Annotated in this window: 16 protein-coding genes, 2 pseudogenes and 1 riboswitch; of the genes and pseudogenes, 10 read left to right on the top strand and 8 right to left on the bottom strand. The window is 67.9% G+C overall.

The window, feature by feature from the left end:
* Nucleotides 1-632 precede the first annotated feature (632 nt).
* Nucleotides 633-1,148 (bottom strand): hypothetical protein, encoded by a 516-nt coding sequence (locus ACWDEN_RS44465; protein ID WP_388767868.1) that lies wholly within the window; start codon nucleotides 1,146-1,148, stop codon nucleotides 633-635.
* A 442-nt stretch (nucleotides 1,149-1,590) separates the two neighbouring features.
* Here ACWDEN_RS44465 and ACWDEN_RS44460 point away from each other — a divergent pair, with 442 nt between their 5' ends.
* The 3 genes and pseudogenes from ACWDEN_RS44460 (at nucleotide 1,591) to ACWDEN_RS44450 (ending at nucleotide 5,333) form a co-directional block, all read left to right on the top strand.
* The gene (locus ACWDEN_RS44460) at nucleotides 1,591-2,478 is read left to right on the top strand and encodes a hypothetical protein (RefSeq protein ID WP_450863713.1); all 888 of its coding nucleotides are present in this window, start codon (nucleotides 1,591-1,593) and stop codon (nucleotides 2,476-2,478) included.
* Between the two features lie 284 nt (nucleotides 2,479-2,762).
* Nucleotides 2,763-4,849 (top strand): annotated as a pseudogene (gene ligA / locus ACWDEN_RS44455) (NAD-dependent DNA ligase LigA).
* Between the two features lie 178 nt (nucleotides 4,850-5,027).
* Nucleotides 5,028-5,333 (top strand): small hydrophobic protein, encoded by a 306-nt coding sequence (locus ACWDEN_RS44450; RefSeq protein ID WP_450863715.1) that lies wholly within the window; start codon nucleotides 5,028-5,030, stop codon nucleotides 5,331-5,333.
* A 142-nt stretch (nucleotides 5,334-5,475) separates the two neighbouring features.
* Here the strand turns inward: ACWDEN_RS44450 and ACWDEN_RS44445 are convergent, their stop codons facing one another.
* Nucleotides 5,476-6,717 (bottom strand): replication-relaxation family protein, encoded by a 1,242-nt coding sequence (locus ACWDEN_RS44445; protein ID WP_450863712.1) that lies wholly within the window; start codon nucleotides 6,715-6,717, stop codon nucleotides 5,476-5,478.
* Between the two features lie 481 nt (nucleotides 6,718-7,198).
* On the bottom strand, nucleotides 7,199-7,729 hold the full coding sequence (locus ACWDEN_RS44440; protein WP_450863710.1) for a hypothetical protein: 531 nt from the start codon (nucleotides 7,727-7,729) through the stop codon (nucleotides 7,199-7,201).
* A 336-nt stretch (nucleotides 7,730-8,065) separates the two neighbouring features.
* Here ACWDEN_RS44440 and ACWDEN_RS44435 point away from each other — a divergent pair, with 336 nt between their 5' ends.
* Together ACWDEN_RS44435 and ACWDEN_RS44430 are read left to right on the top strand one after the other, a co-directional pair.
* On the top strand, nucleotides 8,066-8,740 hold the full coding sequence (locus tag ACWDEN_RS44435) for a hypothetical protein (RefSeq protein ID WP_450863708.1): 675 nt from the start codon (nucleotides 8,066-8,068) through the stop codon (nucleotides 8,738-8,740).
* 419 nt (nucleotides 8,741-9,159) lie between these two features.
* Nucleotides 9,160-10,791, top strand: a complete 1,632-nt coding sequence (locus ACWDEN_RS44430) for an ISL3 family transposase (RefSeq protein ID WP_450863706.1) — start codon at nucleotides 9,160-9,162, stop codon at nucleotides 10,789-10,791.
* 10 nt (nucleotides 10,792-10,801) lie between these two features.
* On the opposite strand, the gene ACWDEN_RS44425 is transcribed toward ACWDEN_RS44430, so the two are convergent.
* Entirely contained in the window at nucleotides 10,802-11,080 is a 279-nt protein-coding gene (locus tag ACWDEN_RS44425; RefSeq protein ID WP_450863704.1) for a hypothetical protein, read from the bottom strand.
* 184 nt (nucleotides 11,081-11,264) lie between these two features.
* On the opposite strand from ACWDEN_RS44425, the gene ACWDEN_RS44420 reads away from it, so the two are divergent.
* Nucleotides 11,265-11,396, top strand: coding sequence for a hypothetical protein (locus tag ACWDEN_RS44420; RefSeq protein WP_450863702.1), 132 nt, complete (start codon nucleotides 11,265-11,267; stop codon nucleotides 11,394-11,396).
* A 211-nt stretch (nucleotides 11,397-11,607) separates the two neighbouring features.
* Here the strand turns inward: ACWDEN_RS44420 and ACWDEN_RS44415 are convergent, their stop codons facing one another.
* Together ACWDEN_RS44415 and ACWDEN_RS44410 are read right to left on the bottom strand one after the other, a co-directional pair.
* Nucleotides 11,608-11,850 (bottom strand): hypothetical protein, encoded by a 243-nt coding sequence (locus ACWDEN_RS44415; RefSeq protein ID WP_450863701.1) that lies wholly within the window; start codon nucleotides 11,848-11,850, stop codon nucleotides 11,608-11,610.
* 132 nt (nucleotides 11,851-11,982) lie between these two features.
* On the bottom strand, nucleotides 11,983-12,195 hold the full coding sequence (locus tag ACWDEN_RS44410; RefSeq protein WP_351218515.1) for a helix-turn-helix transcriptional regulator: 213 nt from the start codon (nucleotides 12,193-12,195) through the stop codon (nucleotides 11,983-11,985).
* 358 nt (nucleotides 12,196-12,553) lie between these two features.
* Here ACWDEN_RS44410 and ACWDEN_RS44405 point away from each other — a divergent pair, with 358 nt between their 5' ends.
* The gene (locus ACWDEN_RS44405) at nucleotides 12,554-13,243 is read left to right on the top strand and encodes a hypothetical protein (RefSeq protein WP_450863699.1); all 690 of its coding nucleotides are present in this window, start codon (nucleotides 12,554-12,556) and stop codon (nucleotides 13,241-13,243) included.
* A gap of 480 nt (nucleotides 13,244-13,723) precedes the next feature.
* Nucleotides 13,724-13,809, top strand: a riboswitch (ZMP/ZTP riboswitch).
* Between the two features lie 24 nt (nucleotides 13,810-13,833).
* Entirely contained in the window at nucleotides 13,834-14,691 is an 858-nt protein-coding gene (locus tag ACWDEN_RS44400) for a bifunctional 5,10-methylenetetrahydrofolate dehydrogenase/5,10-methenyltetrahydrofolate cyclohydrolase (protein WP_450863697.1), read from the top strand.
* A 35-nt stretch (nucleotides 14,692-14,726) separates the two neighbouring features.
* On the opposite strand, the gene ACWDEN_RS44395 is transcribed toward ACWDEN_RS44400, so the two are convergent.
* Both ACWDEN_RS44395 and ACWDEN_RS44390 read right to left on the bottom strand, forming a co-directional pair.
* Nucleotides 14,727-15,977: an IS256 family transposase gene (locus ACWDEN_RS44395; protein ID WP_450863695.1), complete on the bottom strand. Its 1,251-nt coding sequence runs from the start codon at nucleotides 15,975-15,977 to the stop codon at nucleotides 14,727-14,729.
* A gap of 231 nt (nucleotides 15,978-16,208) precedes the next feature.
* Nucleotides 16,209-17,410, bottom strand: a pseudogene (locus tag ACWDEN_RS44390) (RNA-guided endonuclease InsQ/TnpB family protein).
* Between the two features lie 868 nt (nucleotides 17,411-18,278).
* Between ACWDEN_RS44390 and ACWDEN_RS44385 the strand changes: the two are divergent.
* A complete protein-coding gene (locus tag ACWDEN_RS44385) occupies nucleotides 18,279-18,758 on the top strand; it encodes a hypothetical protein (protein WP_450863693.1) in 480 nt (159 codons plus the stop codon).
* A 276-nt stretch (nucleotides 18,759-19,034) separates the two neighbouring features.
* Nucleotides 19,035-19,427 (top strand): hypothetical protein, encoded by a 393-nt coding sequence (locus ACWDEN_RS44380; protein ID WP_450863692.1) that lies wholly within the window; start codon nucleotides 19,035-19,037, stop codon nucleotides 19,425-19,427.
* Nucleotides 19,428-19,811: the final 384 nt, after the last annotated feature.

The following is a 19,811-nucleotide window of genomic DNA, read 5'->3' as shown; positions in this document are numbered from 1 at the left end:
GCCACGAACTGCTGGCGAAAAACGTCGAGGGCACCCGCGCCAAGCTGAAACGCCTGGTCAAACTCGGCATCCTCACCGAGGCCGGCACCGGCAACCTCGCCAGGAAGCAATAGCCGACACAACCTCCACCAGCGTCCTTGCCCCCACCTCAGCCAGAAATGGACATCGCCTTACGAACCGCCCACTAAGAAGTCATCTCGATTCGAGGCCGCTAGGTTGAGGGCGTGGACGAGGAAGCGATCACCATCCGGCTCACGCGCGATCAAGCGTTCGTGCTGTCGGACTGGCTCTACCAAGTCATGTTCCGATCCGACGACCTCGAGGGGATCGTGCACGACCGAGCCGTCTGGTCACCGATCTACGCGATCTCAGGAACGCTGGACAAGACGCTGAGCGAGATCTTCATGCCTGACTACGGCCCACGGCTAGAAAAGGCCAAGGAGCGCCTACGCGCCAACCTGTACGGCGAAGCCGACGAGTCGGCGACACCAGGCGAGGACGCGACCGCCGCACCACAAGCGCACCAGATAGAGCGGGGAACAGCGGGGAATCACGGGGAAAGCGGCCAAGGGCGATGGGACCTGGTAGCGCCAGGCAATCTGTGTCGGTTGGGTACCGTCGGGTCCCCGGCTCTACTCCTGAACGAGGTCGTAGACAGCCCGTTGAGGGTCGGTTTTGACGATGAGCCCGTCCACGCACAGGTCGCGCAGGATCTGCCGGACCCGTTTCTCCGCTGCCCGTTGGTCTTCCCACGTGTGACCGTGGTCGCCCAGAGCCTTGATGGCACGCTGCGGATCCCAGGTGCCGCCGAGGGCGCGAATCGCCTGGGCGAGGACATGCCGGTCGGGATGATCTTTCTTGCGGTGGTTGGCGATGCTGGCAGGGGCGCCGCTGTAGTTGCAGTCGGCGCACTTCTCCCATGAGCAGTCCGGATCGGTGACGGCGGCATGGCGGACGGAATGGTGCGAGCCGAAGCCGTGGGCGTGGAGCAGTTGAGCGACGGACCCGTCGTACTTGAGGGCCATGAGCGCTGCTTCGGCGATCTTGTCGTGGCCGGCGGCGAAGAACTTGCCCAGGCCGACGTCCTTCCCACAGCCGCACCAGCACTTGCCGGTCGGGATGAGGCGAGGCTTCTCACTGCTTGGCATGAACCCAAGGTATCAACCCTTGAATTGAAGCCAAGGAGTAAATCCAAGGGTTGCGTCGGAGTAAGCAGGCGTACAGCCGCGAGTCGACTTCATGCACAGCAGGGTCAGCGGCGCGCGTCGCACGGCCGAACGCGACGGCGACCGTCACCGCGCGGCGTGCCGTTCTCTCGGGGGCAATGTCGTCGGGAGAGAGTGTGCCAGCCCCCACTGACAACCGCCCCCGGGGTCGGCACTGAACTTTTAAGGAACAGACCGGCGCCTCAGCCAAGCGCCGTGGGGTGGGGCAGCGCCGCGCCGTCCCGCACTGTCCGTACGGCGCTCGGCCACCTCTTGGCTCTTGGTGGCGGTGGACGGTCTGTTCCTTAAAGTTCGGAGGCGGGGGTCGGAACCGGCGGCGAATGCGTCGGAGGGAATGTCGGAGGCGGCTGCCAGGATGATCGTCATGACACACTCCACGAGGACCGTCCACGAGAATGCGGCCGATATCGCAGAACGCCTCCTCACCCACGAAGACGCCGAGCTGGACCGGCCACTCACGATCCTGACGCACGCAGGGGGAAGCAGCCTGGTGCAGCGCCGCGAGGCCCTGCGGCCGGTGTACGAGGCCATCGTGACGCGCATCGGCCAGCCCACACTCCTGGGCGGCACCACCCACGGCCCCAGCGTGCGCTGGAACACCCCAGAGCGGACGCTGCTGCTGTCCGGCACCCACAGCGAAGCGAGCCTGTCCGCCCACCCGGCGGCCACCTTCGCCCGCGACGAGTTCTGGAACTTCGACGCGGGCCGCCTGCCCTACACGTGGCAGCTGGACCGGCAGGGCCCGGGCCACAACCACGGGTGGACCTTCAACGGGCACGCGGCAGCCTTCGACTGGGCGTCGGCTGAGCAGCGGCTGGCCGGGATGCTCGCCTCCTGGGCGGAGCACATGCCCGTGCAGGCCCCCGGCGACTGGGTCGGCTTCAAGCTCTGGGCGGCACGGGACTGGGGACGCACCATGATCGTGTCCTACAACCCGTCGGACACCGGCGCCGAGTTCCACCTCGCCATCGAGGACCGCGACCACGAGCAAACCCCCGAGCGTGCAGCCGAGATGCGCGCACGGGGCTGGCAGGACGTCGACGAGCACCAGTGGTGGCGCACCATCCTGCCCGAGACGGACCCCACGGCGGCCGCCGCACTCGCGCGCGTGGCAATCACCGATCTGCGGGCCCGTGGCACCACGTGCCCCGACGAGGTGACCGCCTGGGACATCAGCGCAGGTGACGACGGAAGCCTGTGGGTACCCGGCATCGGGGTCGACGTGAACCCGCGCCGCGGCGAGCACTTCTAGGCACGTGGGTGCAGAGGCCGCAGCGCGCCGGGCAGTTCATACGACGCCGCCGCTCGGGTGGCGCAGGCCGCCGAGGCGCTCGGCGAGACCGCGAGCGACCTCGCCCGTACGCGCGTCGCCCGCGACTCGAAGCTGTGCGACGTCCCCTGGGGGGTGTGCCCGGTGCACGGCAACACGCTGCGCGGGTCCGGCGGTCGCACCTGGTGCACCGAACCGACGTGCACCAGGTCCCGAAGGGGCAGGATTGGACGGCGTTGTCAGTGGCGGCGGGCAGGATGGCGGGCATGACAACACCTGCAGCAGTGATCGTGGATGAAGCCGCCTACGCGCAGGCCGTCGAGGACGCCGTGAACGCTTCGGCTGCCTACTACGCGAGCGGCACCTCGGCGCTGGATGACGAGACCTACGACCGGCTCGTGCGGGGCATCGCGGCATGGGAAGCGGCGCATCCCGATCAGGTGCTGCCCGACTCGCCGACCGGGAAGGTTGCCGGCGGCGCCGTGGAGGGGGATGTGCCGCACACGGTGGCCATGCTGAGTCTGGACAACGTCTTCTCGCCCGAGGAGTTCACCGCTTGGACCGCGTCGCTGGCCCGGCGCATCGGCCATCAGGTAGAACGCTTCAGTGTCGAGCCCAAGCTCGACGGTCTGGCGATTGCTGCTCGATACACCCGCGGCCGCCTCACCAAGTTGATCACGCGCGGCGACGGCACGGCCGGTGAGGACGTCTCGCACGCGATTGGCACCATCGAGGGCCTGCCACGCGAGCTGACCGAGCCGGTCACAGTGGAGGTCCGCGGCGAGGTGCTGATGACCACCGCCCAGTTCGAGCAGGCCAACGAGGTTCGTACAGCCCACGGCGGGCAGCCGTTCGCCAACCCGCGCAATGCCGCGGCAGGCACCCTGCGCGCCAAGGAACGCGCCTACACGGTACCGATGACGTTCTTCGGCTACGGCCTGCTGGCCCTGCCCGACACCGATACGACCCTGGCGAAGCAGCTCGGCGAGCGTGCGCACAGTGACCTGATGGCGCAGGCCGCTGCGTTGGGAGTGAACACCACCGCGACCACGGCCGTGCCCGGCATCACCTCCGAGACCGTCGAGGAGGTCCTGGCCCGGGTGAAGGAGATAGCTGCCGTACGGGCGGAGCTGCCATTCGGAATCGACGGAATCGTGATCAAGGCCGACCTGGCCGCCGACCAACAGTCCGCCGGAGCCGGGACGCGGGCCCCGCGATGGGCGATCGCCTACAAGCTGCCCGCCGTCGAGAAGATCACCCGGCTGCTGGACGTGGAGTGGAACGTGGGCCGCACCGGCATCATCGCCCCGCGCGCCGTCCTGGAACCCGTCGAGATCGACGGCTCCACCATCACCTACGCCACCCTCCACAACCCGGCCGATATCACCCGCCGCGACCTCCGCCTGGGCGACCACGTCATGGTCCGCCGGGCCGGAGACGTCATCCCCCGCATCGAAGCCCCCGTCGCCCACCTGCGCGCCGGCGACGAACAGCCCATCATCTTCCCGGAGATATGTCCGCGCTGCGGTGCCAGCATCGACACCAGCGAACAGCGCTGGCGCTGCGCCAACGGCCGCAACTGCCACCTCGTCGCCTCCCTCTCCTACGCGACCGGCCGCGACCAGCTCGACATAGAAGGCCTCGGCGCCACCCGCGTCATCCAGCTCGTGGAAACCGGCCTCGTCACCGACCTCGCCGACCTGTTCACCCTCACCCGCGACCAGCTCTTGGCCTTGGAACGCATGGGCGAGACAAGCACCGCCAAGCTTCTTGCCGCAATCAGCGCAGCCAAGGCCCAACCGCTGTCGCGGGTGCTGTGCGCCCTCGGCGTCCGCGGCACCGGCAGATCCATGTCTCGCCGCATCGCCCGGCACTTCGCCACCATGGACGCCATCCGCGCTGCAGACGCGGAAACCATGCAGCAGGTCGAAGGCATCGGCACCGAAAAGGCCCCCTCGATCGTCGCAGAACTCGCCGAACTTGCCCCGCTCATCGACAAACTCACCGCCGCCGGGGTCAACATGACCGAGCCGGGCGCCACCCCTCCCGTTCCCGCCAGCGATGCAGCCGAGAGCGGCTCGCAGACCGACGACGCGCAGGGCGGACCGCTGACCGGGATGACGGTCGTGGTCACCGGAAGATGACCGGCCCGCTCGAGGCTCTCAGCCGTAACCAGATGAACGAGCTCATCGAACGCGCCGGCGGCCGCTCCTCCTCCAGCGTCTCCAAGAAAACCAGCCTCGTCGTCGCCGGAGAAGGAGCCGGATCCAAACGCACCAAGGCAGAAACCCTCGGCATCCGTCTCGCCACCCCCGACGAGTTCGCCGCTCTCGTGGCCAACCACCTCAACTGACTCACTCGGCAGGGGCCTTGCGCCAAGGCGGCAGGTACCCTCCGCCCGTAAGAGTGGTGCCTCACTCTGTCAGCGCGGCGCGCGCTGCGGAGGGGGCTGCGTGCGCAGGTCTGCCGACCGTGAACCGGGGTACCCGCACACCGAAGCCGAACTGTCCATGATGACCAGGGAGTTGATGATGGCTGGCTTCGGGCACAGAACACGCGGGTACCCCCGGTCACGTGGTCGGACATGGCGACGGACCGGGCCGGACCGCGCGACGCTCGGGATCATCGGGACGATCTGTGCGGTGGCCGGCTTCTTCGCGCTGGGCATCGTCCTCGGTCCGGTCGCGGTGTTCTGCGGCTGGCAGGCCATGGGCCGCAAGTGGTCCGACGACCGCGGCATCCCGGCGCTCGTCGCGCTGATCCTGGGCGCGATCGACACCCTGCTCGCCATCATCGCCCTGGCGGGCGCGGCCACCTGGGGCTACGGGCTCCTCTAGCCGACGGTTCTCCACCCTCGGGGCGGGGTCCGCTGATGGGGCGGGGTCCGCTGCCGGCCCGCCGTGCGTGGGGGGCCGATCGCGCAGCTCCAGGCGCCCCGAGCGGGGCGCTCGTCAGCTGGGGACGACTTGCAGATGCGTGTCAGCCGCTCGTCCCGGCTCGCGGCCTCGATGGCCCTGTCCTCGCACCCGCCGCACAACGTCGGATGCCACCGTAGCCCCGGTTTCGGGTACGCCACCGTGGCCTCCCATCGGTCGTCGGTGAACTTCGCCCCGCAGTTGGCGCAAGCCGGACGGCGGGCCTCACGCTCGGCTGCCTTCTGCTCACCGCGCGCCGCAGCTGAGCTTGGTACTCCTCCTGACGGGCCCTGGCGGCCTCCCGCTCACGCACGTCAGCAGCGTCACGGCGAGGGTTGCCGATCGCCTGAAGCAGGGGCTGCATGTGGTCGCGGCCGAAGCGGAGGAACACCGAGCCGGCCGGGCCGTGCCGGCGCAGGTTCCGCAGCCCGGTCGCGGTGATCGGGATCTTCCTGTCGTACAGGTGGTAGCCGCCGCTCTGCCGCTGGCCCGCCCACAGGTGCCGGGTGAGCTCGAGCAGGCGCGGAACGGTCCTGTTCGGGTCGCGGGCGCCGATGCGGTTGAACACCAGCAGGACGGGCGGGTGCGGCTCGTCACCGGGCCTGCCCGCGGGAACCGGCCAGCGGGTGCGCCACATCGGGCGCTCGTGCCCGTCGGTGTCCTTTGTCTTCCGTTCGAGGAAGCGGGCGTACTTCTCCAGCTTGGCGGCGATCTCCTCCGCGGTCTCGTGGCAGTTGTCGACCTCGATGAACAGCAGGGGCACCCCGTCCTGTGGGGCGGTGAGCACGATGTCGGCCTGGGCACCGCCCTTGCCGGGCGCGTTCCACGTCCCCGTCGCGGGCAGCGGAACCTCGGTCCAGTACGACGCGATGGTGCCGACCCCGTCGGGTGCGTCGACAGCGGCCTGGGCGGCTGCCTGGGCTTCGGCCAGCTCCTTGGTGAGCAGGTCCAGGTTCGGCTTCGGGCGCAGCATGGCGATGACGGTCTCGTTGACGGCCATCGGATGTGAGGCGCCGCTGGAGCCCGCGCCGCGGGCAGTGGAGCCCATCTCCGCAACCGGGCGGCCCAGTTCGTAGGAGGCGGCCTGAAGGCCCTTGGCGGTTAGGTTCCGCAGGGTCTCCCCCGCCTTGGTGGTGCCGCCGTTCTCGACCAGGCCGTGCTTGCGCATGTCGGAGAGCGCCCCGGTGTGCGAGGCGGTGCGGGCCGACTTCCGCTTGGACGGGGTCGGCTTGTCGGTGTGCCGGTAGTTCAGGTGGGGAGCGCCGATGCGTTGGATCGGACCAGGAGTCCGACCAACGCTGAGCAAGTCCAGCAGGCCGGTACGAGCCAGCGTACCCACCAGGACGCGGCGCAGGACGTCCGGGGCGAGCGCGGCGCGGCGGGCGGCTTCGGCTTCCTACTCCTGGCGGTGCTGCTCGTCCTGCAGTTGCTGCGCGCGTTCGTCTTCGGCGTCGGCGGCGAGCTCGTCCTGGGCGACGGCGTCGGCCTACGGGCCTGGACGTCGCCGGTGGTGGCGAGCAGCCGCGGCCTCAGTGGCACTCATGCCCGTGGCACGCCGGCGGACCCAGCGGGGGCCGACGTTCGCCTGATCGACCGGCTGGCGGGGCGCAGCGGCTGTGTCGGGCGCGGGGACGCGCAGGCGTCGGCGGGATCGGGGAACAGGGGGGCTCACTCGAGCCTCCCAATCGCCGCGGAAACGTTGAAGCTTGCGCTTTGGCCTCGGCCTCGATCATTTTTCGGCTGGTCGAGGTAGACAAGAGAGCCCGCACGGCGCTGAGTGTCAGCCCTCAATCTTCATGCGACACACCGAGGTCATGGCGCATAGCGGTTCTCATAGCTCGGAGCATCTCCCAGACCTCGTACTGGGCCTGTGCTGCGGTCTCCATCGTTTCGCCTGGTTCGGGAGCACCGCGTTCGAGGCGCTTGACCTGGCCGTAGACCTTGTTCAGGGCTTGGTTGACGACACTCGCTCGCCTGAGTACTCCTTCTGGGGCGATCATCTGTGCTTCGGAGTACCGATCGCGGTGCGCGTTCTTCGCCTCCTCAAGTGCGTCACTGTCGGCCTTCTCCACGCCGCGTTCCCTCATGACGTGCAGGTGGCGGTTGAGTGCGGTGGTGAACTGCCGAGCGTCCCGGTTGAGTTCCACGTAGCAGGTACGCCGCAGCGAACGGCTCTCGCGGACCTCCTCATGGTCTCGAACGAGCTCTATCTCCAGGCGCTTCGCTCGTTCGGAGCCGCGCTGGGTGAGTAGCGCTCCTCCCAGGGTTCCTGCGACGCCTGCCACAGCGATGATCACTGAGCTGAGATCCACCGACATACCCCGTGAAATCCATCGGCCTCGTGCCCGCTGCACATGGCCCAGGCCGTCAAGTTTGCCCCTCCTCGGTGCGACGGGGATTGGTGTCCTTTTTGTGGTGGCCGGGCGGCTGTACGCCTCGCCGGTGGCGAGGAATCTGCCCACGCCATGACGGGTGGCCGGGCGGCGGTTCTTCGAACCCGGCGGTCGGCCAGTGCACATCGCGGTGCTGGAACCACGGTGCGGCGTCGCAGGGCTGCGTGATCTGATCAAGGTGTGCTGCTCCATCCGTGAGCCGCTCGACGGACCACTCGTACCCGGCACCCCGCCGCGGCCGCACACTCCAAGGAACCGCGTATGAATGACCTGTCAGCCCGCACCGACCACAGCAATGTCCCGGACGCCCTGCGCGGCGTGTACCTGCGGCTGGTCGCCGAGGAATCGATACCCGAGGAAGCGCGAGGGCAGTTCAGCTACCTGCAATCGCTGGCCACGGACCTCCTGGCGGGCATCGCCCTCGACACCCCGGACAACGTCCGCGTCCTCGATGACCAGGACGTGGCCCTCGTGGAGTGGGATATCCTCGCGGCCGCCGCGCGTGCCAACTTGCTTAGCGAGCCGGTCAACTACGACACCTTCGATCTCCCTGGTGGCGCGGTCCTGCACATCCTTGGCCACCCGGAGTCGGTGTTCGCGGCCAGCAAGGTGCTCGTCTTCGAGGAGGCGGTGCGGGCCGCCGGCGGCCCCGAGATACCGGACGAGGGTGTGCTGCTGGTCGTCCCGAACCGGCACAACCTCGTGTTCTACCCGCTCGCCGACAGGCACGTGGCCGAGGCCGTCAACGCCTTGGCACAGTTCGGGCAGGGCGCCTACGAGGATGGCCCCGGACGCCTCTCCCCCCGGGTGTTCTGGTGGCGTGCTGGCACGCTGACGTCGATCACGCTTTTCGAGCAGGAAAGTCGGACGATGAGGCTCTCCCCGCCCGACGACCTCATGACGATCATGCGTCGTCTGGCCGGCACCGCCAGCTGAGGCTCCCCCTGTGGCGCCGCACCATGACACGGCCAAGGGCCGCCCCCGCACCCGTTCCCGGATGAGGCGAGGGCGGCCCTGCCGTCGAGGAGGGTTTGAGAACAGAGACGGTCCTGTAGTGTCGGTCCGGCCGCCTCTGATCCGTTAGCTGGTCAGACTTCCTCAGTGCCCCACCGTTCGTGTGATGGTGTTCGGTCTCTTCGCGTGATCTTGTCCGGCGTGTCGTCGGGGCGTCGCCGCTGCTCACCAGGACGTCGGTGAAGGACGCAGGCGGTGGCTGCGATAGCCGAGTGGGCTGTTTCCGGGGTCTGGCACAGGTTCCGTGAGCCGGTGACGCTTTGTAGTTGTTGATCTTCCTTTTGGTGGTGGGCAGGTCGCCTCGAAATCGCTCCTCGTGCGGGTGACACGGCCGACATTCGGTGGCCGTCAACGAGGTGTTGTCCCGGTTGCAGGAGTTGTTGTTCCCATCGGTCCCCGGCGTCGCCGTTGTGGCCATACACACGGACGGCGAGGCGATACGCGTCGAGGCCCGGTGCGCGCCTACCGGGGCTGCCTGCCCCGACTGCGCCCACTGGACGGAACGCGTCCACAGCTCCTATCTGCGGTTTCCCCCAGACCTGCCCGCTGCCGGACGGAGCGCGCAACTCGTATTGCGGGTCCGGCGGTTCTTCTGCACGGCCACGGCATGCGGTCGGCGAACGTTCGTGGAGCAGGTGCCGGGACTGACCCGCCGCTACGGCCGGGTCACCGAGCGGCTACGGCAGACGATGGGCGCAATCGGGCTGGCCCTGGCCGGTCGGGCCGGTGCCCGTCTCGCCCAGGTCATGGGTATCGCGACCAGCCGCACCACGCTGCTGCGCCGGGTTATGGACCTGCCCGACCCGGCGGCGACGGAGCCCCGTGCCGTCGGCGTGGACGACTTCGCGCTCCGGCGCGGTCACGTCTACGGAACGGTCGTGATCGACGCCGAGACCCACCAGGTCCTCGACCTGCTGCCCGAGCGCGACGCCGCCACCCTCGCCCCGTGGCTCGCGGCCCATCCCGAAATCGAGGTCATCTGCCGCGACCGCGCCGGCGCCTACGCCGAAGCGGCCGACACCGCCGCACCCCAGGCCCTCCAGGTCGCTGACCGGTTCCATCTCTGGCAGAACCTCACCTCCGCGGTCGAGAAGACCGTCGCCGACCACCGCTCCTGCCTGCGCGACCTGCCGCCGCCCCACCCGGAACCCGAGCCTGCATGGGAGACGCCTGCCGAGGCGGCACCCGGCCAGGACGCCGAAACGGACGACCCGACCGGCAAGTTCGCCGAACGGGCCCACGCCCACCACGCCCTCGTCCACGAACTTCTCGACCAAGGCATGGGCATTCGCCACATTGCCCGCCACCTCGGCTGGGGACGGCACACCGTCCAGCGGTACGCACGCGCCTCGCGCTGGCAGGACATGGTCAAGGGCCGCAAACGCCAACTACCTAGCAAAATCGACCCGTTCAAGCCCTATCTGACCCAACGCTGGGCCGAAACCGAAGGGGACGTAACCATCCTCGATCTCCACCGAGAGATCACCGGCCGCGGCTTCCGCGGCCACTACTCCACCGTCCGCGACTGGATCCGGCGCGACCTGCCACAGCAGGAAGGCTTCACGCCCGCCCCGCCACCGCCGTCGGTTCGGCAGGTGACCGGCTGGCTCACCCGGCACCCCGCCACCCTGACCGAGGAGGAAAAACTGCACCGCAAGGCCGTGCTCGACCGCTGCCCGGAACTGGCGTCTGCCGCAGAGCTGACCAGCTCGTTCGCCGAGATGCTCACCACACTCAGCGGCACCCGCCTGCCCGAGTGGATCATCGAGGCCACCAGCGCCAACCTGCCCGGCATCAGCAGCTTCGCCACCGGCCTGAACAGCGACTTCGACGCGGTGACCGCCGGCCTGACTACCGACTGGAACTCCGGCCCGGTCGAAGGAGCCATCAACCGGATCAAGATGCTCAAACGCCAGATGTTCGGCCGTGCTGGCTTTGGACTCCTGCGCAAGCGGGTCCTGCTCGCCTCCTGAGGATCCCCGGTCAGCCCGCGTCCTCAACGAGTCCGAAGCCGTCCGGAAACTCTTCCAGGAACGCCCGCCGAGACGGATCGTCCTCCTCGCGGGCCATGGTTTCGAGCAGGTCGAGGAACTCGGCCTGCTGGTCATGCGACAGTTTACTCACGACGTAGGCGACGCCCTCCAGGACCTTGACGGCGTCATCCGGATCCATTTGCTCGTCTTCACAGCCTTCGATGAACCAGAGGACATCGACCAGGGCCTCGGCCAGGGCTCGCGTCAGGGAAGGGAATGCAGCAGGCATCGAGACGCTCTCCTGGCAACGCGGCGAACAAGGTCTGGTCATCTCATCACATGCGGCTGACACCACGGTCAGTGACCGCCGCACGGAACTTGTGCCAGACCCTGTTTCCGACCCCCTATGGCGTTGGGAGTGGCGCCGTTTTCGGGGCGCGATCGCCCGCGCGATGCAGCGGCATCCAGAAGGGATGAGCGAGGAGGACCTGGTCGCCGAGACCGGCCTCGCCCGGGGGCAGATCGATCTCGCGGTGCTGTGGAACAACCTCGAAGCCCAGCGGTGGCACGACTGGTTCGGCGACCCCGAAGAGGACGGCGGCTGATCAGGCCGCGCGGGCGGGCGCGGCGCTCGGGCGGCGCGCCCAGCCGCCTCGCCCTCACTCAAGCCCGAGCCGCAGCCCAGGACTCGGTTGGGAACTGACCTGTACGCCATTGTCCATGCCCGCTCAGCCTCATCCGGCACTGACCTCCGGTGGCCAGGATGATCGCGTTGCCTGGTTGGACGTACGGTGACGAGTTCGAGGTGATGGCGTCTCAGGTATGCCGAGACCAGAAGACAACGAACATGACGTAGGAGACGGCGGCGGTGGCCACGAACCAGAAGTACGGATCGCCGCTTCGCCCGGAGGCCAGCTCGCCGATGAAGGCGCTGAGATTCCCCAGGGTCAGCACCACACCTGTGCCGGCCCAGGCTCGCCCTGCGATCCGGGCGAAACGCTCGTCGGGTTCCTTCTCGGTGAGGCCCTGATAAGTCTCGCTCCGGCGTCCCAGCAGCACTAAGGCGAGACTGCAGACCGCCAGGATCCCGAACTCACCAAGCCGAGAGCAGGGCGGCCTCCGAACGTCGCGGTCACGAGGCAGGCGCCTCCGAGAACGAGGAAGAAGCCGGGGACGGACCACCTGGCTGTGCTACTGGTCATCTGCTGGGCCCTCATCGGCATGAAACATCTCCTCAACGCTGACCTCGAAGAACTTGGCCATGGACAGGGCGAGCGGCAGGGAAGGTGTGTACCGCTCGGTCTCGATGGCGTTGATCGTCTGCCGGGAGACCCCGAGGGCCGTGCCCAGTTGGCCCTGGGAGAGCCCTCGTGCCGACCGCAGTTCCCTGACGCTGTTTCGCACGTGTAAAGCTTACTTGTCACCCCTCGGTGACTGTCAAGCTCGCTTTACAGGAAGGGCGCGGCTCGACCGACCGTCCCTTGGACGGCCGCAACCCCGCCCCCGCAGCACGGCCCCAGCTCCGAGGTGGTGTCAGTTCTCACCGACATTTCGCGACGCTGAGATCGACAAACGCTGCCTGAACTCGTCGACAAGTGGTGTCAGGTCTCGTCTACGAAGCCACCGGGCAGGGCACACCGTCGTCCACCTCCGCCGAGGCCGGGTGGTGGGAAGAACTCAGCCACTGTCGGTCCTCCTCTGCAGACTTGCCAGCGGCAGAAAGCCCCGCAACCTGGTGATCAACAATGGATAGGCTGTGTGCATGTCACGTGCCCGCGTCACCCTTGTATCTGCCCTTGTCGGGATTGCCACGCTCACCGCCTGCTCCTCCAGCAGCGACAAGCCGGCCCCCAGCTCCGGCACCACGCAGAATGGCGACGAGCCGGTCTCCGCTCCTGCCCCGAAGCCGATCACGAAGGAACTCACCCAGGCCGAGATCACGCAGGCCCTGCTCGGCGACGGCGAGAACCTTCCCGGCTGGTCCCTTCACGACGACAAGTCGGTGACGGAAGGGCGGTACTGCAACGCCACAGAGGACGCAGAGTCCGCGCCGGCGGGCTGGGTCCGCGGCGGCGATTCCTCGTACGAGCACAACGGCTCCACCAACGACATGGCGTACATAGAGATCTGCCTCTTCAAATCGGCCGCCGACGCCCACCGCCAGTACACGACGTGGAAGGGCACCGAGACCAGCAAGCAGCAGAACCCCAAAAAGCCGGTGGGCGACGAAAACACACTGGTCATCAACCCCGGTGCCAGCGACGACTCCGTCTATGGGTACGTCCGCTCGGGCAAGGTCAACATCCGGGTACGCATCGAAGGCGGCACCGCAGGCGACCCCTCGGGCACACAGGCAATGCTCGCCGCGACACTCAAGCGCCTTCAGCAACTACAGGACGGCAAAGCCGCCACCGTAACCGCCCCTGACGAACAGGCCGCGGCCCGGCAGTAAGAAGCTGGGTCACATCCGCCTTTCGTAGGTGGGCGGTGACGTTTGGCCAGGCTGAGGAAGGCACCGTTCGGTAGAGCGTCGTGACGACGCCTTCCCGCACGAATGACCAGTTCGGACAGACTCGTCGTGTGAGCTTCGTCAGGGGCTGTGTCGTCAGGGCACGGATGGCGGCTGGGAATGCTGGCGTAGCCAGTGCTGGAGTTCACGGTGTCGGTACTGGTAAGCAGCCCCGCTATAGCGCATTAACCCTGCGGTGACGGCCCAGTCCAGGAACTGGCCGCGGCGGAACGGTAGACGGCGACGCGAGCAGAGCAAGAACACCGCATACCGCCGCGAAGCCGGTGCACCGCCCATGACCCCCGCCCGTGGACCCGCCGTGAGCCCGAACCCCGACGCTATGGTGCAGGGAGCCACCCCCCGCGCGAGCAATTGTCAAGATCTGTGGATGGGGCCGTCCGCCCGGTGTGCGCCGGTATGGTGAGTGCAGGCCGTAACTGGCGCTTAGGTGGAGTACCACCGGGGAGCGGCCTGACGCCTCGTCAATGCCGTGCGCCTGGGCACTTCACCGTGGAGCTCAGGAGTGGCACGTGATGGAGACGCAGCAGGCACGGCTGATGGAAGGTACGGACCTCGCCCGCCGAATGACCGAGACCAGCGCGGAAGCCGCCAAGGACATCCGTCGGCGCACCGGGGTGTCCCCCTGTCTGGCGACTGTGCTGGTGGGAGAGGACCCGGCCTCGGTCACCTATGTCCGGATGAAGCAGGCCAGGTGCGCGAAGGCCGGCATTCACTCGCGGCACGTGGCCCTGCCCGCCACGGTGAGCACCAGCGGCCTGGTGGAGGCCGTCACCGCGCTGTCCGAGGATCCGGACGTGCACGGCATCCTGCTCCAGCACCCGGTGGGACCGCACATCGATGAGCGCGCCGCGTTCGAGGCGATCGCCCCCGACAAGGATGTCGACGGGGTCACCATGCATTCCTTCGCGGCGATGGGGTTCGGCCTGCCTTGCTTCGTCTCCTGCACGCCCGGAGGGATCATGCGCCTGCTGGACGAGTACGAGGTCGACCTCACGGGAAAGCACGCCGTCGTGGTGGGACGCAGCCCTATCCTCGGCAAGCCCGTCGGCATGCTCCTGCTCGGGCGGGACGCCACGGTGACCTACTGTCATTCCCGCACCGTTGATCTGCCCTCGATCGTGCGCGAGGCGGACGTCCTGGTGGCTGCGGTCGGCCGGCCGCGCTTCATCAACGGGGCGGACGTCAAGCCCGGAGCCGTGGTGATCGATGCGGGCTACAACCCGGGCAACATCGGGGACGTTGACTTCGACGCGGCACGGCAGCGGGCAAGCCTGATCACTCCCGTGCCCGGCGGTGTCGGTCCCATGACCATTGCTGTCCTCCTTGCGCAGACCGTTGACGCTGCAGCACGTCAGCTCATCGGGTCCTGACCGATAAGGAGCTTGCGGCCTGGGCCGGCGGCCGCTCAGGCTGCCAGTTCCTCTCGCTCGACCAGGACGCCGTTCTCGAACTTCGCTCCGGCCCGGACCAGGGGAACCAGGTGGGCGCCGGTGATCGCGCGCCAGCGGGCCTGAGCGGACTCGACGAGGTTGAACACCATCGCCAGGGCCGCCGCGGGACTGCCCGCACCGCGGGTGACCTTCGTCCGCAGCTTCACCGTGGAGAACGTCGACTCGATCGGGTTCGTCGTCCGCAGATGGACCCAGTGCTCCGCCGGGAAGTCGTAGAACGCGAGCAGTTCGCCCCGGTCGTCGGTGATCTTCGCGACCGCCTTCGGCCACTTGGTCCCGTAAGTGCGGGCGAACGCCTCGATCGCCCGCACTGCGTGGGCCCTGTCCTCGGCGTTGTAGATCTCCTGCATCGCCTTCGTCGCGCCGGGCTGGGCCGACTTCGGCAGGCAGTTGATGACATTACGAGACTTATGAACCCAGCACCTCTGCGGCCGAGCGGCGGGGAACACCTCGGCCAACGCCCGCCACAGGCCCATCGCGCCGTCGCCGACGACCAGCTCGGGGTCACGCATGCCCCGGCGACGGCAGTCTCGTAGCAGGTCCGCCCACGACTCGGAGGATTCGCGCAGCCCCTCGGCCAGCGCGATCAGCTCCTTCGTGCCGTCCAGGCGGACGCCGAGCAGGACCAGGACGCACGAATGGGCCTGCCCGAGCCGGACCTTCGGGTGAACCCCATCGGCCCAGACATAGACGAAGTCACGATCGGACAGGTCCCGGTCCTGGAAAGCGGCGTGGTCGTCGCTCCACTGCTTGGTCAGCCGGGTCACGGTCGCCGGCGACAGGCCAGCCGTGCCGCCGAGGAACTGCTCCAGCGCGGGCACGAAGTCCCCAGATGACAGTCCGTGCAGGTAGAGAAGCGGAAGCACCTCGGAGATCTTCGGGGACTTACGGCACCACGGAGCCAGGATCTTCGACGAGAACCGCTTCCGCTCGCACGTGGCCTCGTCGACGCGGCGATCGTTCACCCGCGGGGCCCTCACCTCGACGGGCCCGGCAGCGGTGACCACGGTGCGTGGCCGGTGGTGGCCGTTGCGAACCACCAGGCGGTGCCCGCGCTCGTCAGTCTCGGCAGTCAACTCGGCTATGTACTGGTTGACTTCCGCCTCCAGCGCGGCGGCGAGCATGCGCCGGGCGCCCTCACGCACGATTTCGTCGATCAAGGAGCCGGACTGGGTGGAACCCTCGTCAGTGACTACGCTGAGCACGGCGTGCCTTCCCGACCCGCGCTGCAACGCGGGCCTGCTCGGTGACCATCAAAGGATCAGTCGGGAAGGTACGCCTTCTACGTCCCTCCCGGGGCTGATCCACAAGTCCCGAGCATTGCTCGTCGAAGTACCTCCAGGCTGATCGCATCTGGATACGGAGCTGGTTGGCCACCACGCGCGCCTGGACGTTCTGTTCGGTGACTCCTCCCCCTCATATGAGGGGGCTTCTCGCTATGCCGGTGCGGCTTCGCGACGGACCAGCCCGGCCCGGAGGACGTTCAAGGCGCCCACCGTGTCCGCGTGCGCGGTGTGACCGCACGCGACGCAGTGGAACTTCTCCTGGATGGGCCGGTTCTCCTTGGCGGTGTGCCCGCATGCGGGGCACCGCCGGGAGGTGTTGCGGGGGTCAACCGCCATCACTTGCCGTCCGGCACCTTCCGCCTTGGCGGCCAGGATCGCGAGGAACACCCCCCCCATCCGGCATCAGCAATCGAACGGTTCAGCCCGGCCTTCGCCGCAGCCCCGTTGGGCAGGAAGCTGCCCGGCTGATCAGGGTCCGGCTTCGGCGTGGGGGCCTTGCTCATATTGCGGATCTTGAGGTCTTCGTGCGCGATGAAGTCGTGTTGACGCACCAGGTCGAGAGCGGTCTTGTGTGCGTGGTCCAGGCGCTGACGGCGCACCTTGCGGTGCAGCCTGGCCACGGTTTCCACGGCCTTGCGGCGGCGCTTACTGCCCCGTTTGCACCGGCTCAGCGCCTGCTGTGCGGCCTCCAGCTTCACGGCTGCCTTCGCCCCATGGCGGGGGTTGGACACAAACCCGCCGTCCGAGTCGGCGAGGAAGTGGGCTATGCCCATGTCGATACCGACCACGCTTCCACTCTGCGCAAGGGGCTCGGGCCGGGCCTGCTCAGCGGTCAGGACGACATACCAACGGCGCCCTTCACGCTTCACCGAGATCGTCTTGACCTTGCCGATGACGGGACGGTGCCGGTGCACCTTGACGTGGCCGACACCTTGCAGGCGCACGCGGGTGACTGGGTCGTGCGGGGTGGAATCCCACCGGCAGCCGTCCCCGTCCTTGGGGAACTCCACCGTGTCGAACCGACCACCCGGCCTAAAACGCGGATACCCCGGCTTCTGTCCAGCCTTGATGCGACGGAAGAACGCGGCGAATGCCTTGTCCAGCCGCCGCAATGTCGACTGCTGGCTGGAGAACGACCAGCGGCCCTGTCGCTCCGGGTCGAACGCCCGGATCTCCTTGAGCTGCGCGGATTGCTGCCCGTAGCGGATCGTCGTCTTCGAGGAGTGCCGGTAGGCATCCCGTCGCTCCTGTAACGCTGCGTTGTAGAGCGAGCAGTGATCGCGCAGCATCTCGGCGAGCGCACCTTGCTGGCCCACGGTGGGCCGCAGGAGGAACTTGTACGCACGAATCACCTGGCCCACCCCCTTTTTTTCCCGGTGAGATCACCGTACTGGCCACCACTGACAGTCGTAGTGACGCGCGGGGTGGCTGGCGTGAGGGTTACACACAGGCGCGCCAGTTCGGCGAGAGTCTGCGCTACGGCTTCGCTCGGGATGCGGGGACAGTGGTGCGCGGGTCTGTCAAACGACGATTTACAGTCCCCTGCTCGGCTGAACCAAACCCTCCTCGATCTCCGAGCGCGTGTCCCTTTTGATGGTTTGGTCGGTTGATCGGATGTGTCCGTCCGATTAGTGATCACTGATGCGATGTGGGACCGGATCGAGCCGCTGATGCCAGCCGATCCGGTCCGTGAACGGCGGTGGGCCGATCACCGCCGCACCCTCGAGGCCATCGCGTGGAAGTACCTGACGAATCGGCGGCCCAGGCTCGCGGTCTGGACATCACCGTGGGACCAAGGACGGTCTCCCCGGCACCCCCGCGCCTATTTCCGCTCATCTAAGGTCAATGCCGCGACCATCTGACAGCTGTCGAATCACCCGAACCTGAGCATCGAAGTTGTCCATCCAGGCCATCTATCGTGCACGGTCACAACTGCTGTGACTGCGCGCACAAGTGGCCACCGTTCGCCAGATGGGTCCTCACGGCCCCGGAGAGACCATGAGGACTCTCCGGGCACTCTGGCCCCTCTGAGTACGAGACTGAGTAGGACGACGGTGCCGGCGGCCCGGGTGGCGGTGTTCGGATGACTTCATGACGCCGACTCCTTCCGCCGCTCCCGCGGCGACCGCTTTGCGCCGCCGGTTCAGGGCCCTGGGGCTGTCCGCTGCCGGGCCTGTTGTGATGTTCCTGCTCGTGGGGTCCGTCACGGGCTGCTCCGCCATGGCGGGTCCAGTCCGTTCCGAGGCGCAGTTTCTGGAGCACGTACGCGACACGGAGGCCGCCGGCGCGGACACGGTTCGCTTCCTGGGCTCGGATCCGGAGTCCGCGTTCCTGAGGAAGTCCACGGACAGCGCATCCTGCGTGGACGACGTCGGTCTCGACCGGGATGACACCCACCGGGACCAGCCGTCCGTCTCCTGGGCCCCGGACTTCAAGCACGGCGACGCCGGGTATCGCGCGGCGGTCGCCGAACTTCGCAGGCGGTGGTCCGAGCGCGGATGGAAGGTGACGACGAAGCCGGGGACCGACCCGGTCACCGACAAGGCGACCGGTCTGCAAGAGATCCACACGACCGACGACCACGGCGTCGCGCTGTCGCTGAGCCCCGGCCGACGTACCGGCGAGGGGCTGGTCGTCGCCGACGGTGGCTGCGTCCGCCACGACGGCTACTGGGACGCATACGCCTGGAGCAGCTCCTGACGGCCCCGACCACTCCAGTGATGGAAGTCGCCCGTCTACGCGCTGCCGGTGTGCTGCGCGCCAGCTGGTGGCCCTGTCCGCACAGGGTGGGCAACTGGTGTGCATGGAAGTCGTCCACCCAGGCCAAGTGCGCTGCTCAGTCACAGCTGGCACTGGGCCCGGTAAGTGGCCCGTCGGCCGGCTGCGGTGCCCAGGACCCGCCGTCCTACGGTCCAGTCCAGGGCATGATGTGCGGGCGGCCGGGGGGCCGCGCCAAGCCAAGGGGTGGGGATTGATATGAGCAGACGTCTCATGCTCGGGATCTGCGGTGGGCTGCTGATGATGGGGACCGCGGCGTGCGGAGGAGGAGACACACCGAAGGCGGCATCGGCGCCTCAAGCGTCCGCCGCGGCGGTGGCAAGCCCTGCGCACGAGTGCACAAAGAGGGTTCTGGCTGCGGTTTCGGACAAGCTCTGGGCCGACTCCGGGAAGGTCAGGAACAATACAGAGCGCAATCAGCGGGGCCGCGACTTCGTCGTCGCCTACGGCGACAAGCCCGAGATGCAGATCTTCTTGCACGCGGGCAGTGATGCCGTGATTGCCATCAACGGCGACAAGACGGTGACGCAGGCCATCGCCGGCACCGTGAACCGCATTACGACCGAGTGTGCGGATGCGTACCCGGAGTAGCACGGCGACTGGTGACGTGGGCTTTCCAGTCGCGGCCTGACCGGGCTCACGAGCCACGTGTCTCATGAGACTTGCCGCAGTCTGGAGAACCAGGGCTGCGGTGGCCGAGACGGCGAAGGTCTGCTGAGCGGGTGCCGGCGGGCTGGAGAGTGGAGTTCCGGCGGGTTCCTTGAGGGCGGCCTGCGCGAGAGGAGTGCTGTTCAAGCTGGTCAAGGGCTTTCATGGGAGGTCAGCTCGTTCGTGTGAGGTTCTGACGATTGCTGGCAGATTCCTGGAGATCGGCCCGTAATCTGCGTGCTCGTGGTCGATTCCCGAACCCGCCGCTTCTCCGTCGTCAGTGGGGACGGTGGAACAGAGGATGGGGGTACGCCCGGTGAGCTGCCG

The sequence above is a fragment of the Streptomyces sp. NPDC001153 genome (assembly GCF_053598315.1).
The sequence above is the reverse complement of the archived record's forward strand: the minus strand, read 5'-3'. Positions and strand labels throughout refer to the sequence as shown.

What these genes read in the sequence shown, in the direction of transcription:
- ACWDEN_RS44465 (WP_388767868.1), bottom strand. Translation starts at nt 1,148, where the DNA reads ATGCCAAGCAGTGAGAAGCCTCGCCTCATCCCGACCGGCAAGTGCTGG.
- ACWDEN_RS44460 (WP_450863713.1), top strand. Translation starts at nt 1,591, where the DNA reads ATGACACACTCCACGAGGACCGTCCACGAGAATGCGGCCGATATCGCA.
- ACWDEN_RS44450 (WP_450863715.1), top strand. Translation starts at nt 5,028, where the DNA reads ATGGCTGGCTTCGGGCACAGAACACGCGGGTACCCCCGGTCACGTGGT.
- ACWDEN_RS44440 (WP_450863710.1), bottom strand. Translation starts at nt 7,729, where the DNA reads ATGTCGGTGGATCTCAGCTCAGTGATCATCGCTGTGGCAGGCGTCGCA.
- ACWDEN_RS44435 (WP_450863708.1), top strand. Translation starts at nt 8,066, where the DNA reads ATGAATGACCTGTCAGCCCGCACCGACCACAGCAATGTCCCGGACGCC.
- ACWDEN_RS44425 (WP_450863704.1), bottom strand. Translation starts at nt 11,080, where the DNA reads ATGCCTGCTGCATTCCCTTCCCTGACGCGAGCCCTGGCCGAGGCCCTG.
- ACWDEN_RS44420 (WP_450863702.1), top strand. Translation starts at nt 11,265, where the DNA reads ATGAGCGAGGAGGACCTGGTCGCCGAGACCGGCCTCGCCCGGGGGCAG.
- ACWDEN_RS44405 (WP_450863699.1), top strand. Translation starts at nt 12,554, where the DNA reads ATGTCACGTGCCCGCGTCACCCTTGTATCTGCCCTTGTCGGGATTGCC.
- ACWDEN_RS44400 (WP_450863697.1), top strand. Translation starts at nt 13,834, where the DNA reads ATGGAGACGCAGCAGGCACGGCTGATGGAAGGTACGGACCTCGCCCGC.
- ACWDEN_RS44385 (WP_450863693.1), top strand. Translation starts at nt 18,279, where the DNA reads ATGGCGGGTCCAGTCCGTTCCGAGGCGCAGTTTCTGGAGCACGTACGC.
- ACWDEN_RS44380 (WP_450863692.1), top strand. Translation starts at nt 19,035, where the DNA reads ATGAGCAGACGTCTCATGCTCGGGATCTGCGGTGGGCTGCTGATGATG.